Annotated in this window: 25 protein-coding genes; 10 read left to right on the top strand and 15 right to left on the bottom strand. The window is 72.9% G+C overall.

Features of this window, described 5'->3' with window-relative positions; genetic code table 11:
- Positions 1–176: 176 nt before the first annotated feature.
- From D0Z67_RS00660 to D0Z67_RS00675, 4 genes are all read left to right on the top strand, one after another.
- Complete coding sequence (locus D0Z67_RS00660) at positions 177–1,217, top strand: tetratricopeptide repeat protein (protein WP_031180651.1); 1,041 nt, start codon at positions 177–179, stop codon at positions 1,215–1,217.
- Entirely contained in the window at positions 1,214–2,212 is a 999-nt protein-coding gene (locus D0Z67_RS00665; RefSeq protein ID WP_031180650.1) for a polyprenyl synthetase family protein, read from the top strand. The genes D0Z67_RS00660 and D0Z67_RS00665 overlap by 4 nt, the downstream gene beginning before the upstream one ends.
- A gap of 132 nt (positions 2,213–2,344) precedes the next feature.
- Complete coding sequence (locus tag D0Z67_RS00670) at positions 2,345–3,379, top strand: hypothetical protein (protein WP_131589599.1); 1,035 nt, start codon at positions 2,345–2,347, stop codon at positions 3,377–3,379.
- A gap of 328 nt (positions 3,380–3,707) precedes the next feature.
- On the top strand, positions 3,708–4,319 hold the full coding sequence (locus tag D0Z67_RS00675; RefSeq protein WP_031180648.1) for a DUF2238 domain-containing protein: 612 nt from the start codon (positions 3,708–3,710) through the stop codon (positions 4,317–4,319).
- On the opposite strand, the gene D0Z67_RS00680 is transcribed toward D0Z67_RS00675, so the two are convergent.
- Both D0Z67_RS00680 and D0Z67_RS00685 read right to left on the bottom strand, forming a co-directional pair.
- Positions 4,316–4,810: a DUF6328 family protein gene (locus tag D0Z67_RS00680; RefSeq protein WP_031180647.1), complete on the bottom strand. Its 495-nt coding sequence runs from the start codon at positions 4,808–4,810 to the stop codon at positions 4,316–4,318. The genes D0Z67_RS00675 and D0Z67_RS00680 overlap by 4 nt on opposite strands.
- A gap of 65 nt (positions 4,811–4,875) precedes the next feature.
- Complete coding sequence (locus tag D0Z67_RS00685; RefSeq protein WP_031180646.1) at positions 4,876–5,760, bottom strand: SDR family oxidoreductase; 885 nt, start codon at positions 5,758–5,760, stop codon at positions 4,876–4,878.
- A gap of 136 nt (positions 5,761–5,896) precedes the next feature.
- Here D0Z67_RS00685 and D0Z67_RS00690 point away from each other — a divergent pair, with 136 nt between their 5' ends.
- Entirely contained in the window at positions 5,897–6,781 is an 885-nt protein-coding gene (locus D0Z67_RS00690; protein ID WP_031180645.1) for a LysR family transcriptional regulator, read from the top strand.
- Between the two features lies 1 nt (position 6,782).
- Here D0Z67_RS00690 and D0Z67_RS00695 read toward each other — a convergent pair whose 3' ends face one another.
- The 5 genes from D0Z67_RS00695 to D0Z67_RS00715 all read right to left on the bottom strand — a co-directional run bounded on the left by D0Z67_RS00695 (position 6,783) and on the right by D0Z67_RS00715 (position 11,778).
- Complete coding sequence (locus D0Z67_RS00695; protein ID WP_031180644.1) at positions 6,783–7,349, bottom strand: TetR/AcrR family transcriptional regulator; 567 nt, start codon at positions 7,347–7,349, stop codon at positions 6,783–6,785.
- A complete protein-coding gene (locus D0Z67_RS00700) occupies positions 7,346–8,833 on the bottom strand; it encodes an MFS transporter (RefSeq protein ID WP_031180643.1) in 1,488 nt (495 codons plus the stop codon). Before D0Z67_RS00700 ends, D0Z67_RS00695 begins: the two co-directional genes overlap by 4 nt.
- A gap of 107 nt (positions 8,834–8,940) precedes the next feature.
- Entirely contained in the window at positions 8,941–10,152 is a 1,212-nt protein-coding gene (locus D0Z67_RS00705) for an FAD-dependent monooxygenase (RefSeq protein WP_199812159.1), read from the bottom strand.
- Positions 10,153–10,248: 96 nt separating this feature from the next.
- Positions 10,249–10,950 carry a ribonuclease H family protein gene (locus D0Z67_RS00710; protein ID WP_031180641.1) on the bottom strand — a complete coding sequence of 234 codons (702 nt, stop codon included), beginning with the start codon at positions 10,948–10,950 and terminating at the stop codon, positions 10,249–10,251.
- A 33-nt stretch (positions 10,951–10,983) separates the two neighbouring features.
- Entirely contained in the window at positions 10,984–11,778 is a 795-nt protein-coding gene (locus D0Z67_RS00715) for a VOC family protein (protein WP_031180640.1), read from the bottom strand.
- A gap of 123 nt (positions 11,779–11,901) precedes the next feature.
- Between D0Z67_RS00715 and D0Z67_RS00720 the strand changes: the two genes are divergently transcribed.
- The gene (locus D0Z67_RS00720) at positions 11,902–12,804 is read left to right on the top strand and encodes an aminoglycoside phosphotransferase family protein (protein WP_031180639.1); all 903 of its coding nucleotides are present in this window, start codon (positions 11,902–11,904) and stop codon (positions 12,802–12,804) included.
- Between the two features lie 17 nt (positions 12,805–12,821).
- Here D0Z67_RS00720 and D0Z67_RS00725 read toward each other — a convergent pair whose 3' ends face one another.
- Positions 12,822–13,304: a VOC family protein gene (locus tag D0Z67_RS00725; RefSeq protein ID WP_031180638.1), complete on the bottom strand. Its 483-nt coding sequence runs from the start codon at positions 13,302–13,304 to the stop codon at positions 12,822–12,824.
- Between the two features lie 289 nt (positions 13,305–13,593).
- Between D0Z67_RS00725 and D0Z67_RS00730 the strand changes: the two genes are divergently transcribed.
- Positions 13,594–14,484, top strand: a complete 891-nt coding sequence (locus D0Z67_RS00730) for an RNA polymerase sigma factor SigF (protein ID WP_031180637.1) — start codon at positions 13,594–13,596, stop codon at positions 14,482–14,484.
- A gap of 215 nt (positions 14,485–14,699) precedes the next feature.
- On the opposite strand, the gene D0Z67_RS00735 is transcribed toward D0Z67_RS00730, so the two are convergent.
- The 3 genes from D0Z67_RS00735 to mgrA form a co-directional block, all read right to left on the bottom strand.
- A complete protein-coding gene (locus D0Z67_RS00735) occupies positions 14,700–15,158 on the bottom strand; it encodes an ATP-binding protein (protein ID WP_031180636.1) in 459 nt (152 codons plus the stop codon).
- 144 nt (positions 15,159–15,302) lie between these two features.
- Positions 15,303–15,713 carry a hypothetical protein gene (locus D0Z67_RS00740; protein WP_031180635.1) on the bottom strand — a complete coding sequence of 137 codons (411 nt, stop codon included), beginning with the start codon at positions 15,711–15,713 and terminating at the stop codon, positions 15,303–15,305.
- A 410-nt stretch (positions 15,714–16,123) separates the two neighbouring features.
- Positions 16,124–17,116, bottom strand: a complete 993-nt coding sequence (mgrA, locus tag D0Z67_RS00745) for an L-glyceraldehyde 3-phosphate reductase (RefSeq protein WP_031180634.1) — start codon at positions 17,114–17,116, stop codon at positions 16,124–16,126.
- Positions 17,117–17,258: 142 nt separating this feature from the next.
- Between mgrA and D0Z67_RS00750 the strand changes: the two genes are divergently transcribed.
- Together D0Z67_RS00750 and D0Z67_RS00755 are read left to right on the top strand one after the other, a co-directional pair.
- Positions 17,259–18,161 carry a LysR family transcriptional regulator gene (locus D0Z67_RS00750; RefSeq protein WP_031180633.1) on the top strand — a complete coding sequence of 301 codons (903 nt, stop codon included), beginning with the start codon at positions 17,259–17,261 and terminating at the stop codon, positions 18,159–18,161.
- A 45-nt stretch (positions 18,162–18,206) separates the two neighbouring features.
- On the top strand, positions 18,207–18,722 hold the full coding sequence (locus tag D0Z67_RS00755) for a mycothiol transferase (RefSeq protein ID WP_031180632.1): 516 nt from the start codon (positions 18,207–18,209) through the stop codon (positions 18,720–18,722).
- Here the strand turns inward: D0Z67_RS00755 and D0Z67_RS00760 are convergent.
- The 3 genes from D0Z67_RS00760 to D0Z67_RS00770 form a co-directional block, all read right to left on the bottom strand.
- Entirely contained in the window at positions 18,704–19,774 is a 1,071-nt protein-coding gene (locus D0Z67_RS00760) for an adenosine deaminase (protein WP_031180631.1), read from the bottom strand. The genes D0Z67_RS00755 and D0Z67_RS00760 overlap by 19 nt on opposite strands.
- A 46-nt stretch (positions 19,775–19,820) precedes the next feature.
- Positions 19,821–20,216 carry a VOC family protein gene (locus D0Z67_RS00765; RefSeq protein WP_031180630.1) on the bottom strand — a complete coding sequence of 132 codons (396 nt, stop codon included), beginning with the start codon at positions 20,214–20,216 and terminating at the stop codon, positions 19,821–19,823.
- A 96-nt stretch (positions 20,217–20,312) separates the two neighbouring features.
- Entirely contained in the window at positions 20,313–21,221 is a 909-nt protein-coding gene (locus D0Z67_RS00770) for an aldo/keto reductase (RefSeq protein ID WP_031180629.1), read from the bottom strand.
- A gap of 53 nt (positions 21,222–21,274) precedes the next feature.
- Here D0Z67_RS00770 and D0Z67_RS00775 point away from each other — a divergent pair, with 53 nt between their 5' ends.
- A complete protein-coding gene (locus tag D0Z67_RS00775; protein ID WP_031180628.1) occupies positions 21,275–22,306 on the top strand; it encodes an acyl-CoA dehydrogenase family protein in 1,032 nt (343 codons plus the stop codon).
- Positions 22,307–22,315: 9 nt separating this feature from the next.
- Here the strand turns inward: D0Z67_RS00775 and D0Z67_RS29585 are convergent, their stop codons facing one another.
- The gene (locus tag D0Z67_RS29585) at positions 22,316–22,483 is read right to left on the bottom strand and encodes a hypothetical protein (protein ID WP_165507337.1); all 168 of its coding nucleotides are present in this window, start codon (positions 22,481–22,483) and stop codon (positions 22,316–22,318) included.
- Between the last annotated feature and the right edge of the window lie 37 nt (positions 22,484–22,520).

Consider the following 22,520-nt stretch of genomic DNA (forward strand, 5'->3'; position numbering starts at 1 on the left):
TCCCGTACGGGGGTTCCCCGCGCCACCCGGAGTGATCCGCGTCGCACGGGCAACCCCCGTCGCCGTACCCGCGTCTTGCCCCACGACCGACCACGCCCCGCCTCCCCCGGTGGACCGGGGCGTTCGCCCGCATGCTATACGCGACGCGTATACACGTGGTGTATAGAAAGGTTCACATGTACGGCAAGGCTTTCGCCCCGGAGTACCAGGGCGCCCTGACCACCCTGTCCGTCAATTCCTCGCTGACCGAGGTGCTCGCCGAGGGCCTGGAGCGGCTGCGCGAGGCCGAGCGGGCCGGGAGCCCCGCCGAGGTGGCCCGCTGCGGTCTCGCGGTGGCCGAGGCGCACCGCCGGCTCGGCGACACGGCGGAGGCCGACCGCGCGTGGAAGGCGAGTTACCGCGCGGCCCGTACGGCCCAGGACACCGGGGCGATGGCGTGGGCGCTGTGGAGCGGGGGCACGCTGGCCCGGCAGCGCGGGGCGTTCCCGCTGGCCTGGCGGCTGCTGGGGCTGGCCGCCGAACTCGGCGAGCGCGGCGGCGACATCGTGGTCCGGGGCTACTCGCTGGCCGGGCTCGCGGAGACCGGCCGCATCCAGGGCGACTACGCGGCGGTCGGCCGGCTGCACGAACAGCTGCTCGCCGAGGCCCGCAGGCGCGGCGAGGCCCGGCACACGGTGTGGGCGCTGGAGGGCATCGCCCAGATGCACCGCAACACCGGCGACTTCGGGCGGGCGTACGCGCTGTTCGAGGAGGCGGCGGAGATAGCCGAACGCGCCGACGACCGGCGCGGACACGCCTGGGCGCTGCGCGGGCTCGCGGACATCCTCTCGGCGCGCGACGGGGACACCGGCCGGGCGCTGGAGCTGCTGTCGCGGGCGGAGGAGACCTGCCGGACGATGAACCTGTCCAGCGCGCTCGCCTACAACCACAAGATGCGCGGCAACGTCCTGTACCGCGCCGGGCGTTACGAGGAGGCGCGGGACCTGTACGGACTGGCGCTCTCGGAGTTCCGCACGATGGACGAACCCCGTGGCGAGGCGCTGTCCCGGCTCGGGCTGGCCAAGTCGCTGGCCCGGCTCGGCCGGGACCCTCAGGAGACGGCGGCCGAACTGGTCGATCTGGCGGCGGTGTTGGAGCGTGCGGGGCTGCGGCACACGCGGGAGATGGTGGCGCGGGCGCAGGCCGAGTTCGTGCCCGAGACGGAGGGCGCCCGGTGACGGCGGTGTTCCGCGCGGAGCGGATCTCGGCTCCTCAAGTCCTGGTCGAGACACGTGACTTGGTGCGGCCTGCGTTGCAGGAGGCGGTCGCCGGGCTGCATCCGTGGCTGGCCGAGATGGCCGCGTACTCCTTCGGCTGGCGCGAGGGCGCGGAGGCGGGCGGCAAGGGGGTGCGGCAGGCGCTGACGGTGCTCGGGGCGCGGGCGGCCGGTGCGGACGCCGGGGCGGGGGTGCCGGGCGCGGTCGCGGTGGAGCTGGTGCACGCCTTCTCGCTGCTGCACGACGACATCATGGACGGCGACGCCACCCGGCGCGGCCGCCCCGCGCTGTGGAAGGCGTACGGCACGGGTCCCGCCGTCCTCGCCGGGGACGCCCTGTTCGCGTTGGCCGTCGGCGTCCTGGCCGATGTGCCCGGCGGGGTGCGGCTGCTCTCGGGCGCGCTGGCCGACGTGCTGCGGGGGCAGGCCGACGACCTGCTGTTCACCTCCCGCCCGTGGACCGGCCCGGAGGCGGTGACGCCCGAGGAGTACCGGGTGATGGCGGAGGGCAAGACGGGGGCGCTGCTGGGCTGTTCGCTCGCGCTCGGCGCGCTGCTGGGCGGGGCGCCGCGTCCGGTCGTCGCCGCGCTGGACCGGGCCGGACGGCACGCGGGGGTCGCCTTCCAGCTCGCGGACGACGTGCTGGGCATCTGGGGCCGCCCGGAGGTCACCGGCAAGCCGGTGGGCGGTGACCTGCGCGAGGGCAAGAGGACGTATCCGGTGCTGGCCGCGCTCGCCGCCCCCGAGGGCGCCCGTCTGCCGGGCCTGCTCCGCCGGCAGCGTACGGCTCAGGCGGCGGCGCTGATCGAGGCGGCGGGCGGCCGGGACGCGGCCCTGACGGAGGCTCGTGCGCACATGGCCGCCGCCCGTACGCTGCTCGACGGGCTGCCGCTGGAGCCGGGCGCGGCGGCCGAGCTGGGCGCCCTGCTGGACGCGCTGGCGGACCGGGAACGCTGAGCGGGCCGGGAACGCCGAGCGGGCGGGTACCGGCGGCGGCCAAACATCGCCTATCGGGCCATATAGGCTGCCCTCGGCGCCCGGCCGGCCGGGTGACCGCCCCATCGAGTCCCCGTACGCAGGAGAGCATCCGTGACCCTGGCCATCGACCCCTCCGAGAGCACCGCCGACGCCCCGGCGCCCCTGTCCGACCTCGTGGCGCGTGACGCCCGCGAGTTCGGGGTGTACGCGCGCACCGGCGGCTGGGCCTTCGCGCTGATGGTGGCGCGCAGTGTGCGGCCGGGCGGGCAGGCGGCCGGGGAGACGCCCAAGGTGTCCGCGAAGGAGTTCGCGGAGCTGGCGGGGTGCTCCCCGGAGCGGGTCATGCGCTACTACCGGGCCTGGGACCGGGCCGCCGACGACGGCCTGGTCCCGCAGTTCGAGACGCTCCAGCCGGGCCAGGAGGTGCAACTCCCGGACTCGGACGTCTGGTTGAGCTACTACTCCGCCCGCAGCAGCGCCACGTCCGAGCGCGGCACGGCCATCGCGGAGGCCGCCGAGGCCGAGGGCATCCGTCCCACCAAGGCACTGGAGGTGGCCGAGAACCCGACCGCGCTGCGCGCCGCCATCCTGGCCGACCCCTCCACCGCCCGCGCGGCCCGCTCCGCCCTGCTGGACCGGATCAAGGAGGACCCGGAACTCCAGGCCGAGCTGGCGCGGGACGTGGTGCGCACCGACGACCTGAAGAAGGCCGTCGCCACCGAGAGCCGCGCCGCCGACAAGATCGGCTACGTCCGGCAGATCGCCGAGTCCGGGCAGATCAGGACCCCCGCCGGGCAGACCGTCGACGCCCCCGCCGAACTGCGCGAGGAGGCCGAGCGCCATCTGTCGCTGATCGAGGAGCTGGACGACGACGAGGACACCGGCGAGTGGGCGGTGGAGGCGTACGACACGCTGAAGACGCTGGTCGCCGACACCGTCGAAGCCGACCCCGAACTCCGGGTGCAGGAGCGGCGGACCAGGTTCTACGGCAGCCTGCAGAAGGCGACCCGCGCCTTCGAGGAGCTGACCTTCGACGACGCCCAGGACTTCTACGAGGACGACATGGTCCGGCGCCTGGAGGAGTTGCAGCAGGCGATCGGCTCCTGCCTCACCGCGCTCCGCGGCGCCGTGGGCGACAAGCCCTAGGTCGTGTCCGGAAAGTGGCGCCGTCTGCCCGGAGGGCAGGGCTCGCGGCGTCTGGTGCGTGCGCTCGCAAGGCGGAGGGTCGTCCTCGTACTGGGCGTACGAGGGCGATCCCGACAACGCCGCGAGGGCGCGTGCCAGGCGTCGCGAGCCAGGCGGGACTTTCCGGACACGGCCTAGGGGGGTGTCTTGTCGATCGCGCGGGGCTTGAGTACCGGTACTCATGTCCCCGCGCGCCGGGCGGCCGCACGATGGGGCGACCGACATCGTCCAGCCTCTGGAGCCCGCCGTGACCGCAGTCCACCCCGACCTGCCGGGCGCCCGCCGCACGGTGCCGCCCGTCGTGTTCGCCGGCGTGGCCGCCGTGGGCCTGGCCGTCTCCGCGTGGGGCGCGCGGGACCGTACGACGTGGTTCCTGGAGACCTTCTGGGTGCTGATCGGGCTGCCCCTGGTGGTGCTGCTCCGGCGGCGCTTCCCGCTCACCGGACTGCTGTGCGGTCTGCTCGCCGCGCACGCGCTGGTGCTGGCGGTCGGCGGCCACTACACGTACGCGCAGGTCCCGGCGGGCGACTGGGTGCGGGACACCCTGCACCTGAGTCGCAATCCGTACGACCGGTTCGGGCATCTGATGCAGGGCTTCGTCCCGGCGATCCTGGTACGGGAGCTGCTCAGCCGTACCTCACCGCTGCGCGGCAGCCGCTGGCTGGCCCCGCTGACGGTCTGCGCCTGCCTCGCCTTCAGCGCCTGCTTCGAGCTGCTGGAGTGGCTGGCCGCCGTGATCGGCGGGCACGGAGCGGACGCCTTCCTCGCGACCCAGGGCGATGTGTGGGACACCCAATGGGACATGTTCTGCGCCCTGATCGGCTCCGTGCTCTCCCTGCTGCTGCTCAGCCGGGTCCACGACCGTTCGATGGCGGCCCTCGCGGCCCGGACCGCGCGCTAGCGGTCCTCGGGGTCGGTGTACCGCAGGCGGGTCCAGATCGGCAGGCCGTACCAGCAGACCAGGTACCAGCAGACGACCGAGCCGACCAGCCAGGGCACGTAGCCGTCGTGGGTGGCGACCCGGAGGATCAGCAGCAGCGAGCTGGCCATGGTGATCAGGAGCAGCACCAGGCCGACGAAGGTCAGCGCCCCGGCCAGCTTCACCGCCTGCGGTTTCACCCGGCGCCCGGAGACCAGGCGGTGCAGGGAGACCGGCCCGATGAGGGCGCCGGTCGCGCAGGCCCCCAGGACCACGGTGACGATGTAGATGAGCTGGTCGGTGTCGGACAGCCGGGCGTACTTGGGCTGGAAGACCACCGTCAGCAGGAAGCCGAACAGGATCTGTACGCCGGTCTGCGCGACACGTACCTCCTGGATCAGTTCCCCCCACTTGCGGTCGGCCCGCTCGTCCCTGGTCTCGTCCCGCCCCCTGAGCGGTGCCTCCTCGGTCATGCGGTGCAATTAACCGCGCAAACGTTCTTTCAAACCGCTCACTTGATCGGGCCTACTGTGCAGGTTCAGTCGAAGTAGTGGCCCTCGTCCAGATCGGCGAGAAGTCCGGGCCCGGTGGGCCGCCAGCCGAGCCGTTCGCGGGTCGCGGCGCTGGAGGTGGGGTTGTCCACCCCGGCGAACCGGCCGAGGAACCCGAAGTGCTCCCCGGCCCGCTCCGCCGGCACGCTCACCACGGGCACGTCCAGGTGGCGGCCGATGACCTCCGCGAGGTCCCGGACCGGCACGCCTTCCTCGTCGGCCGCGTGCCACCGGGTACCGGCCGGGGCCTGCTCCAGCACCAGCCGGAACAGCCCGGCGGCGTCGGACCGGTGGACACCGGGCCAGCGGTTGGCGCCGTCGCCGATGTAGGCGGACTCGCCCTTCTCGCGGGCGATGCGGATGAGGTGCGGGACGAAGCCGTGGTCGCCGCGCCCGTGCACGGAGGGCGCGAGCCGCACCACCGAGGCGCGCACGCCCCGCTCGGCCAGCGCGACGGCGGCCTCCTCGGACGGGGTGCGGTGGGTGCCCGGGGCGGGCGCGTCGGTCTCGGTGACGAGGCGGCCCGACGGGGCGATCGCGGTGCCCGAGGTGACCACGAGCGGGCGGTCGGAGCCCGCCAGGGCGGCGCCCATCGCCTCGATCGCCCGCAGGTCGGTGGCGCCGGCCGCGTCGAAGTCGGCGAAGTCGTGGACGAAGGCCAGGTGGATCACCCCGTCGGCGCCGTCCGCCGCGCGGGCCAGGCCCTCGGGGTCCTCCAGGCTGCCCCGGAACACCTCGGCGCCCGCTTCCTTGAGCGCGGCGGCCCCGTCGTCCGACCGGGCGAGGCCGACGACCTCGTGCCCGGCGCCGATCAGTTCGGGCACCACGGCGGAGCCGACGAACCCCGTGGCCCCGGTGACGAAAACACGCATGTGAAGCTCTCCTCGAATGGTCGGTGGGAGTTGCTCCATCGTCGGCCGGGCGGAACCCGCGCGTCCAAGGCTTCTTCCGCATGGCGCAATACGTTCCGGGCATCACCGCTGGTGCGAGCGCCGTACGCTGGAGGGCATGTCCGATTTCGCGGATCTCGATCTCCGGCTGGTCCGGCACTTCACGGTCGTCGCCGAGCACCGGCACTTCGGCCGCGCGGCCACGGCCCTGCACATCACCCAGCCCTCGCTCAGCCGTCAGGTACGGCGGCTGGAGCGGGAGCTGGGCGTCGAGCTGCTGGACCGCACCCCGCAGGGCACCCGGCTCACCGAGGCGGGCGAGGTCTTCCTGCCCCGCGCCAGGGCACTGCTGCGGGCCGCGCACCAGGCCGCGACGGAGGCGAGGGCGGCGGCCGAGCCCAGCCGGATCACCGTCGGCTACACCACGGGCGTGCTGGTCACCCCGGCCGTGCGGGAGCTGCGGCGCACGTTCCCGGACGCGGACGTACGGGCCGCGCACCTGCGCTGGCACGAGGCACGGGAGGCGTTGCTCGGCCACCGGGTGGACGCGCTGGTGGCCCGGCTGCCGTTCGCCACCGACGGGCTGCGGGTGAGCGTGCTCTACGACGAGCCGCGCGTGGTGGTGGTCCCGCTGGACCACCGGCTCGCGGGCAAGGAGTCGGTGACGCTGGACGACATCGCGGACGAGCCCCTCCCCCGCGTCCCGGACCCGCTGTGGGACGCGTTCTGGCGGATCGACCCGCGCCCGGACGGGCGGCCCGCGCCGGACGGCCCGTTCATCGGGGACATCGAGGACAAGTTCGAACTGGTCGCCTCCGGCCAGGCGTTGGCGATCGCGGCGGCCGCGCCCGGGATGCCGGCCCGGCCCGACCTGACCGCGATCCCGCTGCACGGCGTGGAGCCCTGCCATGTCGCGCTGGCCACCCGCGCGGGCGACAACGGCCGCCTGCTCGCCGCGTTCCGCCGCTGCGCGGCGTCACTGCTGACCGGGCCCGAGGGATGAGTCAGGGCGTCAACTGGGCCTGCACCAACGGGCCGTAGCGGTCGGCCACCTCGTCCGGGCCGCTCTCGCACAGGTGCGGTCCGCGGGCGATGCCGTACATGACGCCGACGCCGATGAGCGCGGCGACGGCGAGTTCGGCGCGCAGGCCGGCGTCGGGGCCGGTGAGCCGGGCGGCGAGGCGGTCGGTGACCTGGGCGCGGAAGTTGGCGCGCAGGACGTCGCCGTGGTCGCCGTGCAGCGGGGCGAAGGCGATGCGCAGCAGCGGGTCGGCGCCCCGGTCCCGCTGGCTGGCCAGGACGTGCCGGACCATGTGCCGCCCGAGGTCGCCCAGCGGTGCGTCGAGGAGGTCGTCGGCGTCGGTGTCGAAGGACATGACGCGGGCGAACAGGGCGTCCTTGTTGCCGAAGTACTTCAGCACCAGCGGCGGGCTGACCCCGGCCCGCTCGGCGACGGCCTTGAGGGTGATGTCGGCGTGTGCGTGGCGGGCCAGCAGATACCGGGCGGCCTTGAGGATGGCCGCCTTGGTGGTCTCGGCGTCCCGGCGCGCGGGGGCGGGTGCGGTGGTCACGCCTCCTCCAGGGCACGGGCCCCCGGAGTGGCGCCCTCGGCACGGGGGGTGTTCTCGGGGGTGCTGTCGCCGGGGATGGTGAGCGCGGCCGCGCAGGCCGCGAGCGCGACGGCGCCGGCCATGCCGAAGGCCAGCAGATACCCGTGCAGGGTGGGCACCGGCAGCCCGCCGACGCGGCTGGTGTGGTGGACCAGCACGGCGGCGACGGCGGCGCTGGAGACGGCCTGACCGATGGTCCGCATCAGCACGTTGACACCGTTGGCGGACGCGGTCTGGGCGGCCGGTACGGCGCGCAGGATCAGGGTGGGCAGCGCGGAGTAGGCGAGGGTGGTGCCGGTGGCCACCACGGTCGCCCCGAGGATGATCATCCACAGGTCGCGGCTGTCGGCGATGCGCAGCGCGTAGCCGCAGGCGATGACGGCGGCGCCGAGCGCGAGGGTGATCCTGGGCCCGCGCCGGGCGGAGATCCGCGCGGACAGCGGCGAGAAGAGCAGCATGGTCACGCCGCCGGGCAGCAGGCAAAGGCCGGTGGCGACGATGGACAGCCCGAGCCCGTAGCCGCTGGCCTTGGGCGCCTGGACGAGCTGGGCGGTGACGAGCGAGTTGGCGTAGAACGCGAAGCCGGTGAGCAGGGCCGCCACATGGGACAGGCCCACCCTCGGCCGGGTAACCAGCCGCAGGTCGACCAGCGGCCGGGCGGCGCGGAGCTGCTGGCGCCACCACAGGGCCAGCACCACGGCGAAGGCGGCGAACAGCCCGAGCACCGCGGGGCTGGTCCAGCCCCACTGGCCGCCCTGGGAGACGGCGAGCAGCAGGGACACCAGCGCCACGGCCAGGCCCAGCGCGCCGACCACGTCGAACCGGCCGGGCTCGCGCACCGGCGACTCCCGGACCGCCCACCAGGTGGCCGCGACCCCGAGCGCGCCGAGGGCGCTGGTCAGCCAGAACATGGTGTGCCAGTCGGCGTACTGCACGACGAGCGCGGCCAGCGGCAGGCCGAGCGCGGCGCCGATGCCGACGGTGGAGCTCATCAGCGCGACCGCCGACCCCCGCCGCTGGGGCGGGAGTTCGTCGCGCAGGATGCTGATGGAGAGCGGGACGACGGAGGCGGCGGCGCCCTGGAGGGCGCGGGCGACGATGAGCACGGTGATGTCGGAGGACAGCGCGCACAGCACAGAGCCGACGGTCATCAGGGCGAGCGCGGAGGTCAGCACCCGGCGCTTGCCGTACATGTCACCGGCGCGGCCGAGGACCGGGGTGAGCACGGCGCCGGAGAGCAGGGTGGCGGTGACCATCCAGGAGACGGCGGCCGGCGAGGACCCGGTGAGCCGGGGCAGGTCCGGCAGGAGCGGGACGACCACGGTCTGCATGACGGCCATGAGGATGCCGCCCGACGCCAGCACGGGGACGGTGAGGCGCTCCCGCAGCCGGGGCGGCGCCGCGAGGGTGCCGGACGGCTCGGGTATGGGGGCGGAGGGGTCCATCGACGCTCCTGCGGGTGAATGTGCGTGGCTGGTGAATAGCCATTCACTCTATCCAGTGAATGGCTATTCACCAACCGGTGCCCTGCCCCGAGCTGGAGCGCAGGGGCTCAGCGGGAGCGGTCGGGGGTTCGTGCGGCGTGCAGGGCGCGGGCGGCGCGGGGGCCGAGCCAGCGCTTGAGCCGGCGCAGCGGTCCGAGCTGTCCGGCGGCCTTGTCGAGGCCGTAGTAGAGCTGGGGCGGGACATAGGGCAGCAGCGGGGAGTGGCGCTGGCCGAGCAGGGCGAACATGCGGTGCGGGGGCAGCTCGATGTACCGGGGCAGGCTCTCGTACCAGCGGGCGCTGTAGCGGGCGGCGCTCTGCGCGGAGAGCAGCTCGGAGCGGCGGCGTTTCTCGTAGGCGGCGAGCGCGTCGGGCAGGGCGGGGTGTTCGCCCAGGGCGGTGGCCAGGGCCATGGCGTCCTCCAGGGCGAGGGTGGTGCCGGCGCCGATGGAGTAGTGGGTGGTGTGGGCGGCGTCGCCGAGCAGGACGAGGCCGTCGTGGTGCCAGGTGCGGTTGGTGAGGGTGCGGAAGTTCAGCCAGGGGACGCTGGTGCCGTCGGACGCGCGGCCGATGAGGGGGTGCCCGTCGAGGAGGTCCGCGAAGAGGCGCTCCAGCAGGGCGAGCCCGTCGCCCTCGTCGGCGCTGTGCAGGCCGAGGCCGGTGAGGGTCTCGGGCGAGCACTCGATGACGCAGGTGCTGTGCCCGGTGTCGTAGGGGTATCCGTAGGCCCAGATCCACCCGTGCAAAGTCTCGACGAAGGCGAAGGTGAAGGCGTCGAAGACCTTGGTGGTGCCGAGCCAGAGGAAGTGGTTGCGGCCGTGGGCGACATGGGTGCCGAACGCGTCGGCGTACCGGGTGCGCAGGGCGCTGCCGATGCCGTCGGCGGCCACCACCAGGTCGGCCTCTGGCGGGAGTTGGGTGATCTCGCTCTCGAACTCCAGCCGTACGCCCAGCTCGCGGGCTCGTTCGGCGAGCAGTTCGAGGAGACGGTGGCGGCCGATGCCGGAGCCCTGGTCACCGGGCTGACGGGTGCTCATGTCCCGTACGTGGGCGACGCCTTCGTACCAGTGGACGGAGTTCTTCGCGATCGCGTCCGCCGACTCGGGGTCGTGGGCACGGAGGCGGTCCATCAGGCCCTGCCAGTAGGTGACGCCCCAGCCGTACGTGGAGCCCTCGGGGGCGCGTTCGTGGACGGTGATGTCGTGGGACGGGTTCTGCCGCTTGAGCAGGATGGCGAGGTACAGGCCGGCCGGCCCGCCCCCGACGCAGACGACCTTCACGCACACACCCCTGGAAGTCACCGGACGTAGTCGTTCGGCCTCGCAGGGTAGCAGCGTCCGGGTGCGGCCGGGGCCGAAGGCATCCGGCGGGGCCGGTCAGCCGGTGGCGGTACGGCACTCCGGGTGGCCCCAGCCCTGCGCGTTCTTGGCGATGGACTCGCCGGCGGCGTAGGAGCGGCCGCAGAGGCAGCGGCCGGCGAACTTGGCCTTGATGGTCCGCGCGGAGGCGGACCCGGAGCCGCCGGTGGCGCGCCGGGGCGCCTTGCGGCGGGCGGAGGGGGCCGGGGTGTCGGGCGAGGGCGGCGGCTCCGGCGAGCCGTGGGCGCTGCCCGCGGCCTCCTGCACGACGGCGGCCTGGCTGGCGGCGCGGTCGGCGAAGTCGTTCAGCGGATCGCCGTCGACCTGGTGGGCGGGGACGTACCGGAACTCGACCGAGCGGCCGTCGAGCAGCGCGTCGATGCGGACCACGAGGTCCTGGTTGGCGACCGGCTTGCCCGCCGAGGTCTTCCAGCCGTTGCGCTTCCAGCCGGGGAGCCAGGTGGTGACGGCCTTCATCGCGTACTGGGAGTCCATCCGGACCTCCAGCGCGACGTCCGGCTCGACTGCGGTCAACAGCCGCTCCAGCGCGGTGAGTTCGGCGACGTTGTTGGTGGCCCGGCCGAGCGGGCCGGACTCCCAGCGGGCCGGGGTCCGCTCGTCGTCGCCCGAGACCACCCACGCCCATCCGGCCGGTCCGGGGTTTCCCTTCGAAGCCCCGTCGCACGCGGCCACCACACGTTCACGCATGTGCCCGATCATGCCATGGCCGCGCGCGGGGTCCGACCGGCCGGGTCAGGCGTCCTTGAACTCGGGCATGCCGCCGTCCGTGGTGGCGACATCGATCACCGAGAAGCTCGCGCCCTGCGGGTCGCTGAGGGCGGCGAACCGGCCGAAGGGGCTGGTCATCGGGCCGAACCGGAGTACGGCGCCCCGCTCGACGGCGCGGGCCACGGCCGCGTCGCAGTCCTCGACGGTGAAGTACACGTTGACGTAGGAGGGGACCTCGGGCGGGAACTCCTCCCCCATCCGCATCCGGCCGAGCACCGGGTCGGCGCCCAGGTCGAACAGCCGGAAGTCGATGTGCTCGTCCGCCATCTGCTTCATCCGGTACGGGAAGACGGCCGGCAGGAACGCGTCCGCCTTCTCCGGCTCGCGGGTGAACAGTTCCGCCCAGCAGTAGGCGCCGGGCTCGGCCACCGCCTCGAAGCCCTCGTGGGCGTCGCCCTGCCAGATGCCGAGGACGGCGCCGCTGGGCTCGCGGACGATGGCCATGGTGCCGAAGTCACCGACCCGCATCGGCTCCATCAGCACCTCGCCGCCGTTCTCCTTGACCTTCGCGGCGGTGGCGGCGGCGTCCGGCGAGGCGAAGTAGAGACACCACTGCGAGGGACTCTCCTGGCCGGGCATGGGCGGGACGATGGCGGCGACGGCCTTGCCGTCCGCGTACGCCTGGGTGTAGTTGCCGTGCTCGGACGACGACTCGCCGAAGGTCCAGCCGAGGACGTCGCCGTAGAACTGCTTGGCGCCCTCCAGGTCGGTGAACATCGCGTCGGCCCAGCAGGGCGTTCCTTCGGATCGCACGGCCATGGTCGGCCCTTTCGTGTTGGTGGTTCGTCCCGGATCGTCACGTCAGCCACTCGGTGGGCGGAACGCTCGGGGACGGTGTGGTCCGTTTTTTTCGGTCGACAGCGGGGACGCGCCGGCCCTTGGATGGGGCCGGTGAGTACCCAGAAGATGCGTGACGGTGAACTCGACATCGATGCCCCGCTGGTGGAGCGCCTGGTGGCGCGGCAGTTCCCCGCGTGGGCGGAACTGCCGGTGACCCGGCTGAGGTCGTCCGGCACGGAGAACGCGATGTTCCGGCTGGGCCCGGAGCTGGTGGTACGGCTGCCCCGCCATCCGGGCGCGGTGGCGGACGTGACGCACGAGCGGGACTGGCTGCCCCGCCTGGGCCCCGGTCTGCCGGTGGCCGTTCCCGAGCCGGTGGGCTCCGGGGAGCCGGACGGCGGCTTCCCGTGGCCCTGGTCGGTCTACCGCTGGCTGGACGGCGCCAACCCGGTCGCGGGCGCCGTGGCGGAGCCGGAGCAACTGGCCAAGGAACTGGGCATGTTCGTGGCCGCCCTGCGCCGGACCCCGGCCATGGACGCGCCCCGGAGCCACCGGGGCGCCCCGCTCGCCGGCCAGGACGAGTCGACCCGCGAGGCGCTGGCCCAGCTCGCCGGGCGTATCGACACGGCCGGGGCGACCGCGCGGTGGGAGCGGGCACTGACCGCCCCCGTGCACACCGGCCCGCCGGTCTGGGCGCACGCCGACCTCTCCCCCGGCAATGTCCTGGTCACCGGCGGGGGCCGGCTGAGCGCGGTGATCGACTTCGGCTGCGCGGGGGTGGGCGATCCGGCCGTGGACCTGATCGCGGCCTGGAACCTGCTGCCCGCCTCCGCCCGGGGCGTCTTCCGCGACGCGGTGGGCGCGGACGACGCCGAGTGGGCGCGCGGCCGGGGCTGGGCCCTGTCCGTCGCCCTGGTCCAGCTCCCCTACTACTGGCGCACCAACCCGGTCCTGGCACAGAACGCCCGGCACACGATCGGCGAGGTGCTCGCCGAACGCGTGTGACCGGGCGCCGGTCCGGGTCATTCGCCCGCGTACGCCTTCTCCAGGGCGGCGAGGTCGAGCTTGTGCATCTTCATCATGGCGCTGAAGGCGCGGGCGGCCTTCTGCGGGTCGGCGTCGTTGGTCATCTCCAGCAGACGCTCGGGGCAGACCTGCCAGGAGACGCCGTACTTGTCCTTGAGCCAGCCGCACGGGCCGCCCTCGCCCCCGTCCTCGGTGAGCCGCGTCCAGTAGTGGTCGATCTCCCGCTGGTCGGCGCAGATGATCATGAACGAGACGGCCTCGCTGAACGTGAACTCGGGGCCGCCGTTCAGGGCGACGAACTTCTGGCCGTTGGCGGTGAACTCGACGGTGAGCACGGTACCGGGCTCACCGGGGCCGGCCTCGCTCCAGCGGGTGACCCGGCCGATGCCGGAGTCCTTGAAGACGGAGACGTAGTAGTGCGCCGCCTCCTCGGCCTGGCCGTCGAACCAGAGACACGTGGTGAAACCGCCGTGGGACATGGGGACCTCCTGTACGGGGCGCGGCGCCTGTCGCGCGCTCACACCTGTATGGACCGACCCCCGGCCCCGGACTCATCGGTCGTGGATCGATAAGATCGAGCCACTTCGGCGATTTCGGGCCACGTCGAAATTCGCCTGCATGCGTCGCGTGACCGGGGGTACCCGGCCCGTGAGAGAAGACGTGCATGGGGCGGGGATCTCCGGGTATCCGGGGACCACGCGGCAACCGTGGCCCCGGGAGACCGGGCCGCGGAGCAGTCGTAGCACCGTGACTTACTTGGGAGAGGTAATGGACACCGCCGTCGGCATCCGGTCACAGGCAGAGGTCGCGGAGAGGACCGCGCAGGACAGGACGGACGAGGAGATCCTTCCTGGTATCGCGGACCCCGCATCCGTCGCTCCGCGTGACGCGCGGGCCCTGTCCCGCCAGTTCTTCCGCCGGCTGGCGGAGCTGGAAGAGGGCACGCACGAATACCAGTACGCACGCAACACCCTGATCGAGATGAACATGTCTCTGGTCCGCTTCGCCGCCGGGCGTTTCCGGGGCCGGGGCGACGACATGGAGGACATCGTCCAGACCGGCATGATCGGCCTGATCAAGGCGATCGACCGGTTCGAGATCTCGCGCGAGGTGGAGTTCACGTCCTTCGCGCTCCCCTACATCGTGGGTGAGATCAAGCGGTTCTTCCGCGACACCACCTGGGCGGTGCACGTGCCGCGCCGGCTCCAGGAGCTGCGCGTGGAGCTGGCCAAGGCCCGTGAGGAGCTGTCGAGCCGGCTGGACCGCGACCCGACGGTGGCCGAGCTGGCCACGCTGATGAACATCACCGAGGAGCAGGTCGTCGAGGGCCAGCTCGCCTCGAACGGCTACAACTCCAGCTCGCTGGACGCCGCCCTCACCGGCGACGGCCGCGAGGACGGCGAGGCGGTCCTGGCGGACTTCATCGGCGTCGAGGAGGAGGGCCTGCGACTGGTGGAGGACTTCCACGCCCTCGCCCCGCTGATGGCCGAGCTGAGCGACCGTGACCGTCAGATCATCCACATGCGGTTCGTGGAGGAGGCCACCCAGGCGGAGATCGGCGAGAAGCTGGGCTGCTCGCAGATGCACGTCTCCCGTCTGATCAAGCGCATCATCGCGCGGCTGCGCCAGGGCATGCTCGGCGAGCTGGGCTGCGCCTGAGCATCACGCGCTGACACCTTCGAGCTCTGACACCTTGAGGTAGAGAGGGCGGTCCGGTTCGGCCGGGCCGCCCTTCTTCATGCCCTGCTCCACTCTTCATGTCTTCATGCCCTGCTCCGCGGCGGCCGCGCGAGGGCCGGCTTCCGGACACACGAAGACGCCGACCGGATCACGGTCGGCGTACATGGGTTCAGCAGGGCCGGGAAGCGGTCCGCTCAGCCGTCCAGCCGGATCAGGGCGCGCACACGCTTGCCCACCGGAACCCGGTCCACGGAGATCTCCGAGGCGACCGCGCGCACGATCTCCAGCCCGTGATGGCCGATCCGCTCGGGGTCCTTGGGGAAGAAGCGGGGCAGGGCCGCACTGCTGTCGTACACCGAGACGCTGACCGCGCTGTCGGTGCCCTCCAGCTCCAGGATGTACGGGCCCCCGCTGTGCCGGTCGGCGTTGGTGACCAGCTCGCTGACGACCAGCAGCAGCTCTCCGCCGGTGCGGCTGTCCACGGTGGCACACCACTCGGTCCGCAACTGCTCCAGGAAGCGCTTGGCGAAAGCGCGCGCGTCGGCGATGCATCCTGGTTCCCCGGTGTAGTGCGCCGCACGCCGAAGGGGTTCCACGGGTACGTCGAAACCACTCGGTATCACTGCCACTGCCACGCCCAGGTGTTCGGTCATGGTGTCTCTCTCGAAATGCCCGGTACGGCCTGTTGCCTGTGTTGCTCGTACCCCGGCTCGGCCCGCGCATTCCCCCGAATGCGTTCGCTGTGCGCGGCCCTGTTCCCGGCGTGCCACGACCGGGCCGGGCCTGCGCTTTCACGCTCAGGCCACGGGGACGACGAAGGCGGGCACGGTGCGCTGCATGCGCAGCGCGTCGACCGACTCGGCGAGGAGTTCGTACTCGGTGGTGTCGTCGCTCGCGGCGATCCGCACCAGGCGTCCGCCGGCCAGTTCGTCCGCGACCAGTTCCTGCCGTACGTCGTCCGAACACCAGGCGCGCAGCAGGGTGGGGACGTCGGCCACGGTGTCCGCGACGGGGACGAGGGCGCCCGCCGGGATCTTCTCACCCTCGGGGCTGGGGTCCAGGCGTTCGGCGATCCAGGAGGCGCGGTCCCTGAGCCACCACAGGGCGAGCGCGAGGGTGGGCGCGCGGTAGGTGCCGAGCGGTACGCCTACCCGCCGGCCGCCGCAGATCCCGTACGCGGTGACATGGCACAGGAATTCATCGTGCACGATCACTCCCCCGTTGCCTCGCCGGTGTGCCGACCGGTCCCTCTCTTTTCCGTGCGGCTCCTGTGCGGTGAAGTGCCACTGGCATTTCGAGTATCGCCACATCGGAAACACTGTCACCATGTCTTTCCGGCCACTCTCCTGGCATATGCGATGCCCCGATTCTGGCCGGATCATGTGACGCGTGGGAGTACCCCGCATTAGTTGGCGGATTATCGACCGTGGGCGGCGCATCGAGGCCCTGCTCGCCAGTCCCCACAAGGCAAGAGCCCAGGGGTGGAGGTCCCCTGGACTCTGTCGCGGCACCGCTTCGCGGGCGTGGCAGGAATTCAGCGCCGCCCGCGCCGGAATACGCGAAGAAATTGTGAAGGCGGAAAAAACCTCCGCCTCCCGCCGCTAGCGTTCCGGCGAGTTCAAGTCTGCACGGCGGCGTCGATACGGGCCACGGTGTCCGCGTCGAATTCCAGATTCCGGATGGCGCCCACACTGTCTTCCAGTTGCCGGGCGCTGCTCGCCCCGACAAGAGCGGAAGTAACCCGTCCGCCCCGCAGCACCCAGGCGAGGGCCATCTGGGCCAGGGTCTGGCCGCGCGAGGCGGCGATCCCGTTCAGCGCGCGGAGCCGGCCCACGAGGTCCTCGGTGACGGCGTCGGACTTCAGGAACGGGCTGTCGCCCGCCGCACGGGAGTCCTCCGGGATGCCGTCCAGGTAACGGCCCGTCAGCAGCCCCTGCTCCAGCGGGGAGTAGGCGATCGAGCCGACCCCCAGCTCGTCCAGGGTGTCCAGCAGCCCCTGCTCCTCCGGGCGCCGGTCGAGCAGGGAGTAGCGCGGCTGGTGGATGAGGAGCGGGGTGCCCAGCTCGCCCAGGATGCGTGCCGCGTCCCGGGTCTGCTCCGCCGAGTAGTTGGAGACGCCGACGTAGAGCGCCTTGCCCTGCTGGACCGCCGAGTGCAGCGCGCCCATGGTCTCCTCGAGCGGGGTCTCGGGGTCGAAGCGGTGCGAGTAGAAGATGTCGACGTGGTCCAGGCCCAGCCGGGTCAGGCTCTGGTCGAGCGAGGACAGCACGGACTTGCGCGACCCCCATTCCCCGTACGGGCCGGGCCACATCAGATAGCCGGCCTTGGTGGAGATGACGAGTTCGTCGCGGTACGGCGTGAAGTCGGCCTTCAGCGCCTCGCCGAGCGCGGACTCGGCGGCGCCGGGCGGCGGCCCGTAGTTGTTGGCCAGGTCGAAGTGGGTGATCCCGAGGTCGAAGGCGCGGCGCAGGATCGCGCGCTGGGTCTCCACCGGCCGGTCGGGCCCGAAGTTGTGCCACAGGCCGAGCGACAGTGCGGGGAGCTTCAGTCCGCTGCGTCCGGAGCGCCGGTAGGGCAGGCCGGTGTAGCGGTCGGGGTGGGCGGTGTACAACGCGACTCCATAAGGGGTTGGCACACGGTCTTCCCGGCGCCGGACGCGTAGGTGTCCGGCAGCCTCCTCCACTCTTCACCGGAGGCCGGTCAGCGGTCCAACAGAAGAATCCGATGGATTTCAGCGGCTAGGCTTCTCAATCATGGAACTGCGTCATCTCCAGCACTTCGTCGCGGTCGCCGAGGACCAGCACTTCACCCGGGCTGCCGAGCGGCTGATGGTCTCCCAGTCGGGGCTCTCGGCGTCGATCCGCGCCCTGGAGCGGGAGCTGCGGGCGCCGCTGTTCGTGCGCACCACCCGCCGGGTGACGCTGACCGAGGCCGGGCGGGCACTGCTGGTGGAGGCCGAGCGCATCCTCGCCCAGGTGCGCTCCGCGCACGAGGCGGTGGCGGCGGTGCAGGGAGTGCTGCGCGGCACGCTGGCGCTGGGCGCCGAGCAGTGCATCGCCGGGGTGCATGTGGCGGGGCTGCTGGCCGCCTTCCGCCGGGAGCACCCGGACGTGGAGATCCGGCTGCGGCAGAGCGGTTCGGGCGCGCTGGCGGAGGGGGTGTCGGCGGGCCGGCTGGACCTCGCCTTCGCCTACCGCGTCCCGGCCGACGGCGACCAGTTGCGCTCGGTGCCGCTGACCAGCGAGCCGATGACCGTGCTGTGCCATCCGGAGCACCGGCTCGCCGCACTCGGCGCGGTGCCGGACCCCGCCGCGCTGGCCGGTGAGGTGTTCGTGGACTTCCACCCGGACTGGGGGCCGCGCCGGGCCACGGACGCGGCCTTCGCGGCCGCCGGGGTGCGCCGTACGGTCGCCCTGGAGGTCAACGACGTGCACAGCCTGCTGGACCTGGTGGACGAGAACCTCGGCATCGCGGTCGTCCCCCGGCACTTCCGGCACAAGCGGACCTCGCTCACCGCGCTCCCGCTCAAGGGCGTCGACGAGGCCGCGTACGAGACGGTGGCCCTGCTGCCCCCGGAGCGCGCCACCAGCCCGGCCGCCCGCGCCCTGATCACCCTGCTGGGCACCCCGGAGACGGAACCCGGCGAAGCGGAGTGACGTCACGCTCTCGCGCCGGGGGCGGGGATGCGCGAGGGTGGGAACATGTACGCGAAGGAGATCCTCATCGAGGGCTACGACCGTATCCGGGACGAAGTCCACACCGTGCTCGCCGGACTCGGCACCGACGACCTGGACCACTCCCCCGCGCCCGGCGCGAACTCCATCGCCTGGCTGCTGTGGCATCTGAGCCGGGTGCAGGACGACCACATCGCCGACGCCTTCGGGCTGGAGCAGGTGTGGCTGGCCCGGGACTGGGCGGACCGCTTCGACCTGGAGCTGCCGCACCACGACACCGGCTACGGCCACACCCCCGAGCAGGCCGCCAAGGTGCGGGTCCCCTCGACGGTGCTGCTGGCCGGGTACTACGACGCGGTGCACGACCAGACCCTCGGCGTGCTGCGGGCGCTGGCCGCCAAGGATCTGGAGCGGGTGGTGGACGAGCGCTGGGAGCCCCCGGTGACGCTGGGCGTGCGCCTGGTGAGCGTCCTGTCCGACGATCTCCAGCACGTCGGACAGGCCGCCTACGTCAAGGGCCTGCTTCAGAGCGCCGAGGCGTAACCCGGCAGGATGACGTCCTCGATGAGCGCCTTGCGCTCGTCGAACGGGATGAAGGCGCTCTTGACCGCGTTCACGGTGACCGTGCGCAGGTCCTCGGCCGTCCAGCCCGCCTCCTCGACCAGCAGCGCCATCTCCCGGGTCATGGTGGTGCCGGAGACCAGGCGGTTGTCGGTGTTGAGGGTGACCCGGAAGCCGAGGTCCTTCAGCGCGGTGATGGGGTGCTCGGCGATGGAGGTGGCGCAGCCGGTCTGGAGGTTGGAGGTGGGGCACATCTCCAGCGCGATCCGGCGGTCACGGACCCAGCCGGCCAGCCGGCCGAGCTTGCCGTCGACGATGTCCTCGGTGATGCGGACGCCGTGCCCGAGGCGCTGGGCGCCGCACACCTGGACCGCCTGGTGGATGCTGGGCAGGCCGTACGCCTCGCCCGCGTGGATGGTGAAGGGCACGCTCTCGGCGCGCAGGTGCTCGAAGGCGGCCAGGTGGTCGGCGGGCGGGAAGCCGTCCTCGGCGCCCGCGATGTCGAAGCCGACGACCCCGGCGTCGCGGTAGGTGACGGCCAGCTCGGCGGCCTCGCCGACCCGGTCGAACATCCGCATGCCGCACAGCAGGGTGCCGACGCGTACCGGCGTACCCGCGGCGGCCGCCTTGGCCATGCCGGCCGCGAGGCCCTCCTGCACGGTCTCCACGACCTCGGCCAGGGTCAGCCCGGCGCGGGTGTTCAGCTCGGGGGCGTAGCGCACCTCGGCGTAGACGACGCCGTCGGCGGCGAGGTCGAGCACGTACTCCTCGGCCACGCGCAGCAGGCCCTCGCGGGTCTGCATCACGGCGAGGGTGTGCTCGAAGGTGCCTATGTAGCGGACCAGGTCACCGGAGCCCGCGGCCTCGACGTACCAGGCGGCCAGCTCGTCGGGGTCGGTGGTGGGCAGCGCGTGGCCGACCGCGGCCGCGAGTTCGATGACGGTGGCGGGGCGCAGGCCGCCGTCGAGGTGGTCGTGCAGGACGGCCTTGGGAAGCCGGCGGAGGGTCTCGGTGTCGATGCGGGGCGCGGTCATGGCGTGCTTCCTCGGCGGGTCGTGCGGATGGGATCGCGGACGGGGTTCAGGCGGCGGGCTGGAGCAGGTCCCAGCGGTTGCCGTAGAGGTCCTGGAAGACGGCGACCGTGCCGTACGGCTCGTGGCGGGGGTCCTCCAGGAAGGTCACCCCGTGGGCGGTCATGCGGGCGTGGTCGCGGGCGAAGTCGTCGGTGTGCAGGAAGAAGCCGACACGGCCGCCGGTCTGGTCGCCGACGCGGGCGCGCTGGCCGTCGTCCTTGGCGCGGGCGAGCAGCAGGCCGGTTCCGGCGCCCTGTTCGGTGCCGGGCTCCACCACGACCCAGCGCGAGCCGTCCGGGCGGGGCTCGTCCTCGGCCAGCCGGAACCCGAGGGCCTCGGTGTAGAAGCGGATGGCGTCGTCGTAGTCGTCCACGACGAGGGTGACCAGGGCAACGCGGCGCATCGGAGCCTTCCGGTGGGGGTGGTTAGCGGGAGAGGTTATACGTAAAACTACCGGGGCGCCAGTCTCCTCCGGAGAGGGGCCCGCCGGGGTGCTCCGCTACTGGTGGATGGCGTTCAGGCGGCCCAGTTCGCCGTCGCTGAGCCTCAGGGCGCCCGCCGCGATGTTCTCCGTCAGATGGGCGGGGTCGCCGGTGCCGGGGATGGCGAGGACGTGCGGGCCCTGGTGGAGGGTCCAGGCGATCCGGACCTGGGTGGGGCCGGCGCCGTGCGCCTCGGCGATCTCCGCGACCACCGCGTCCGCGTCGGCCGCGACCCGCTCGTGGGTGCCCCGTTCCCCGGTCTCCCCGGCGACGGAGAAGTACGGCACGAAGGCGATGCCGCGCTCCCCGCACAGCCTGAGCAGCTCCTGCCGCTGCGGGCCGGGGGTGTCGAGCCCGTACCGGTTCTGCACGGCGACCACCGGCGCGATGGCCGACGCCTCGTCCAGGTGCCGGGGTTCGACCGCCGAGACGCCGAGGTGCCGGATGAGGCCCGCCTCCCGCAACTCCGCGAGGGCGCCGAAGTGTTCGGCGATGGAGTCCTGGCGCATCCGGCGCAGGTAGACGAGGTCGAGGTGGTCGCGGCCGAGCTGGCGGAGGTTCTCCTCGACATGGCCGCGCAGCTGGTCGGGGCGGGCGGCGGTGCCCCAGGAGCCGTCCTGCTCGCGGAAGGGACCGACCTTGGTGGCGATGACCAGGTCGTCGGCGTAGGGGGCGAGGGCGGTGTCGATCAGTTCGTTGGCGGAGCGGAGGGAGGAGAAGTAGAAGGCGGCGGTGTCGATGTGGTTCACCCCGAGTTCCACGGCCCGGCGCAGGACGGCCAGCGATCTGGCCCGGTCGCCGGGGGTGCCCAGGTGGAAGGCGGCGTTGCCGGTCAGCCGCATCGCGCCGAGGCCGATACGGCGGACGGTGAGGTCGCCGAGGGTGAGGGTGCCGGAGGCTGCCGCGGTGATCGTTTCGGGGACCATCGACGGAGTGTGCCACAGGTGCCGGGCGGGGCGGCCGGGGTAGGAAAGGACGCATGACGATCACCGATCACCCGCTCGTCGCCCGCGCCCGTCTGCTCGCCTCGGAGCTGTTGGAGCCCGGGGCGGAGCGGGTGGACCAGGAGGGTGTGCCCGCGAGCCACATCGAGGCCGTGAAGCGGTCCGGGCTGCTGGGTCTGACCGCGCCGACCGAGTACGGCGGTTCGGCGGCGCCGTCCGCCGTGGTGCGGGAGGTCTCGGAGATCCTGGCCGGCGCCTGCTGCTCGACGTGGTTCGTCCAGTCCCAGCACCACACTCCCGTCCAGGTACTCGCGCGGGGTGAACCGGCCGCCCGCGAGAGCCTGTTGGGCCCACTGGCCCGGGGCGAGCTGCTGTCCGGCGTGGCCTACGCCCAACTGCGGGCCCACCCCAGGGCACCCGTGCGGGCCCGCCGTGACGGCACGGGCTGGCGCTTCGACGGGAGCGTCCCCTGGTGCACCGGCTGGGGCCTGAACGACGTACTCCTGCTGGCCGGCCTGACCGACGACGGCGAAGCGGTGTTCGCCTTCGTCGACGCCCGCGACCAGCCGGGCCTGCGTCCCTCGGCACCCCTGCGCCTGGCCGCCCTGACCGCCGCGCACACGGTCTCCCTGGAACTGGACGGCCTGCGCGTCCCCGGCGACGCGGTGGCCCTGCGCCTCCCGTACGCCGACTGGGCCCCCACCGACCGGGCGAAGACCCTCAACACCAACCCGGCGGTCTTCGGCATCGCCTCGGCGGCCCTGTCCCTGCTGGACGAGAGCACAACGGCCCCGCTACGGACCCACCTGGCGGACCTCCGCACCCGCGCCTACGCCCTCGCGGACCACCCCTCCCCGCTGGAGCGGGTGGCGGAACGCCTGGCGGTGCGGGCGGAGGCGTACGCGGCGCTGAACACCGCCACCACCGCGGCGGTCGTGGCGGGAGGCGGCCGCTCGATGTCCCTCACGTCCAAGGCCCAGCGCCTCGCCCGCGAGGGCATGTTCCTGCTGATCCAGGGTCAGACGACGGAGACCCGGCAGGCGCATCTGGAGGCGCTCACCCGGTGACGCGGAGTCCTAGTCGTCCGCGCGGCCCTCGACCACGACCAGGAAGGCGTCCGACTGGAGGTCCATGACCACCGTCGCGGGTTCGCCCTCGGCGCGGCGGGCGGCGGCGTACTCCTCGGCGGGCCAGGAGCCGCGCGGTGAACCTGCGGGGAAACGCTCCAGCACGGTCGAATTCATGGCGGCCACCTCCGGCGGAAGGTTCGGGCGGGTCACA

Origin of the sequence: Streptomyces seoulensis (genome assembly GCF_004328625.1) — a bacterium.
Lineage (GTDB): Bacteria > Actinomycetota > Actinomycetes > Streptomycetales > Streptomycetaceae > Streptomyces > Streptomyces seoulensis.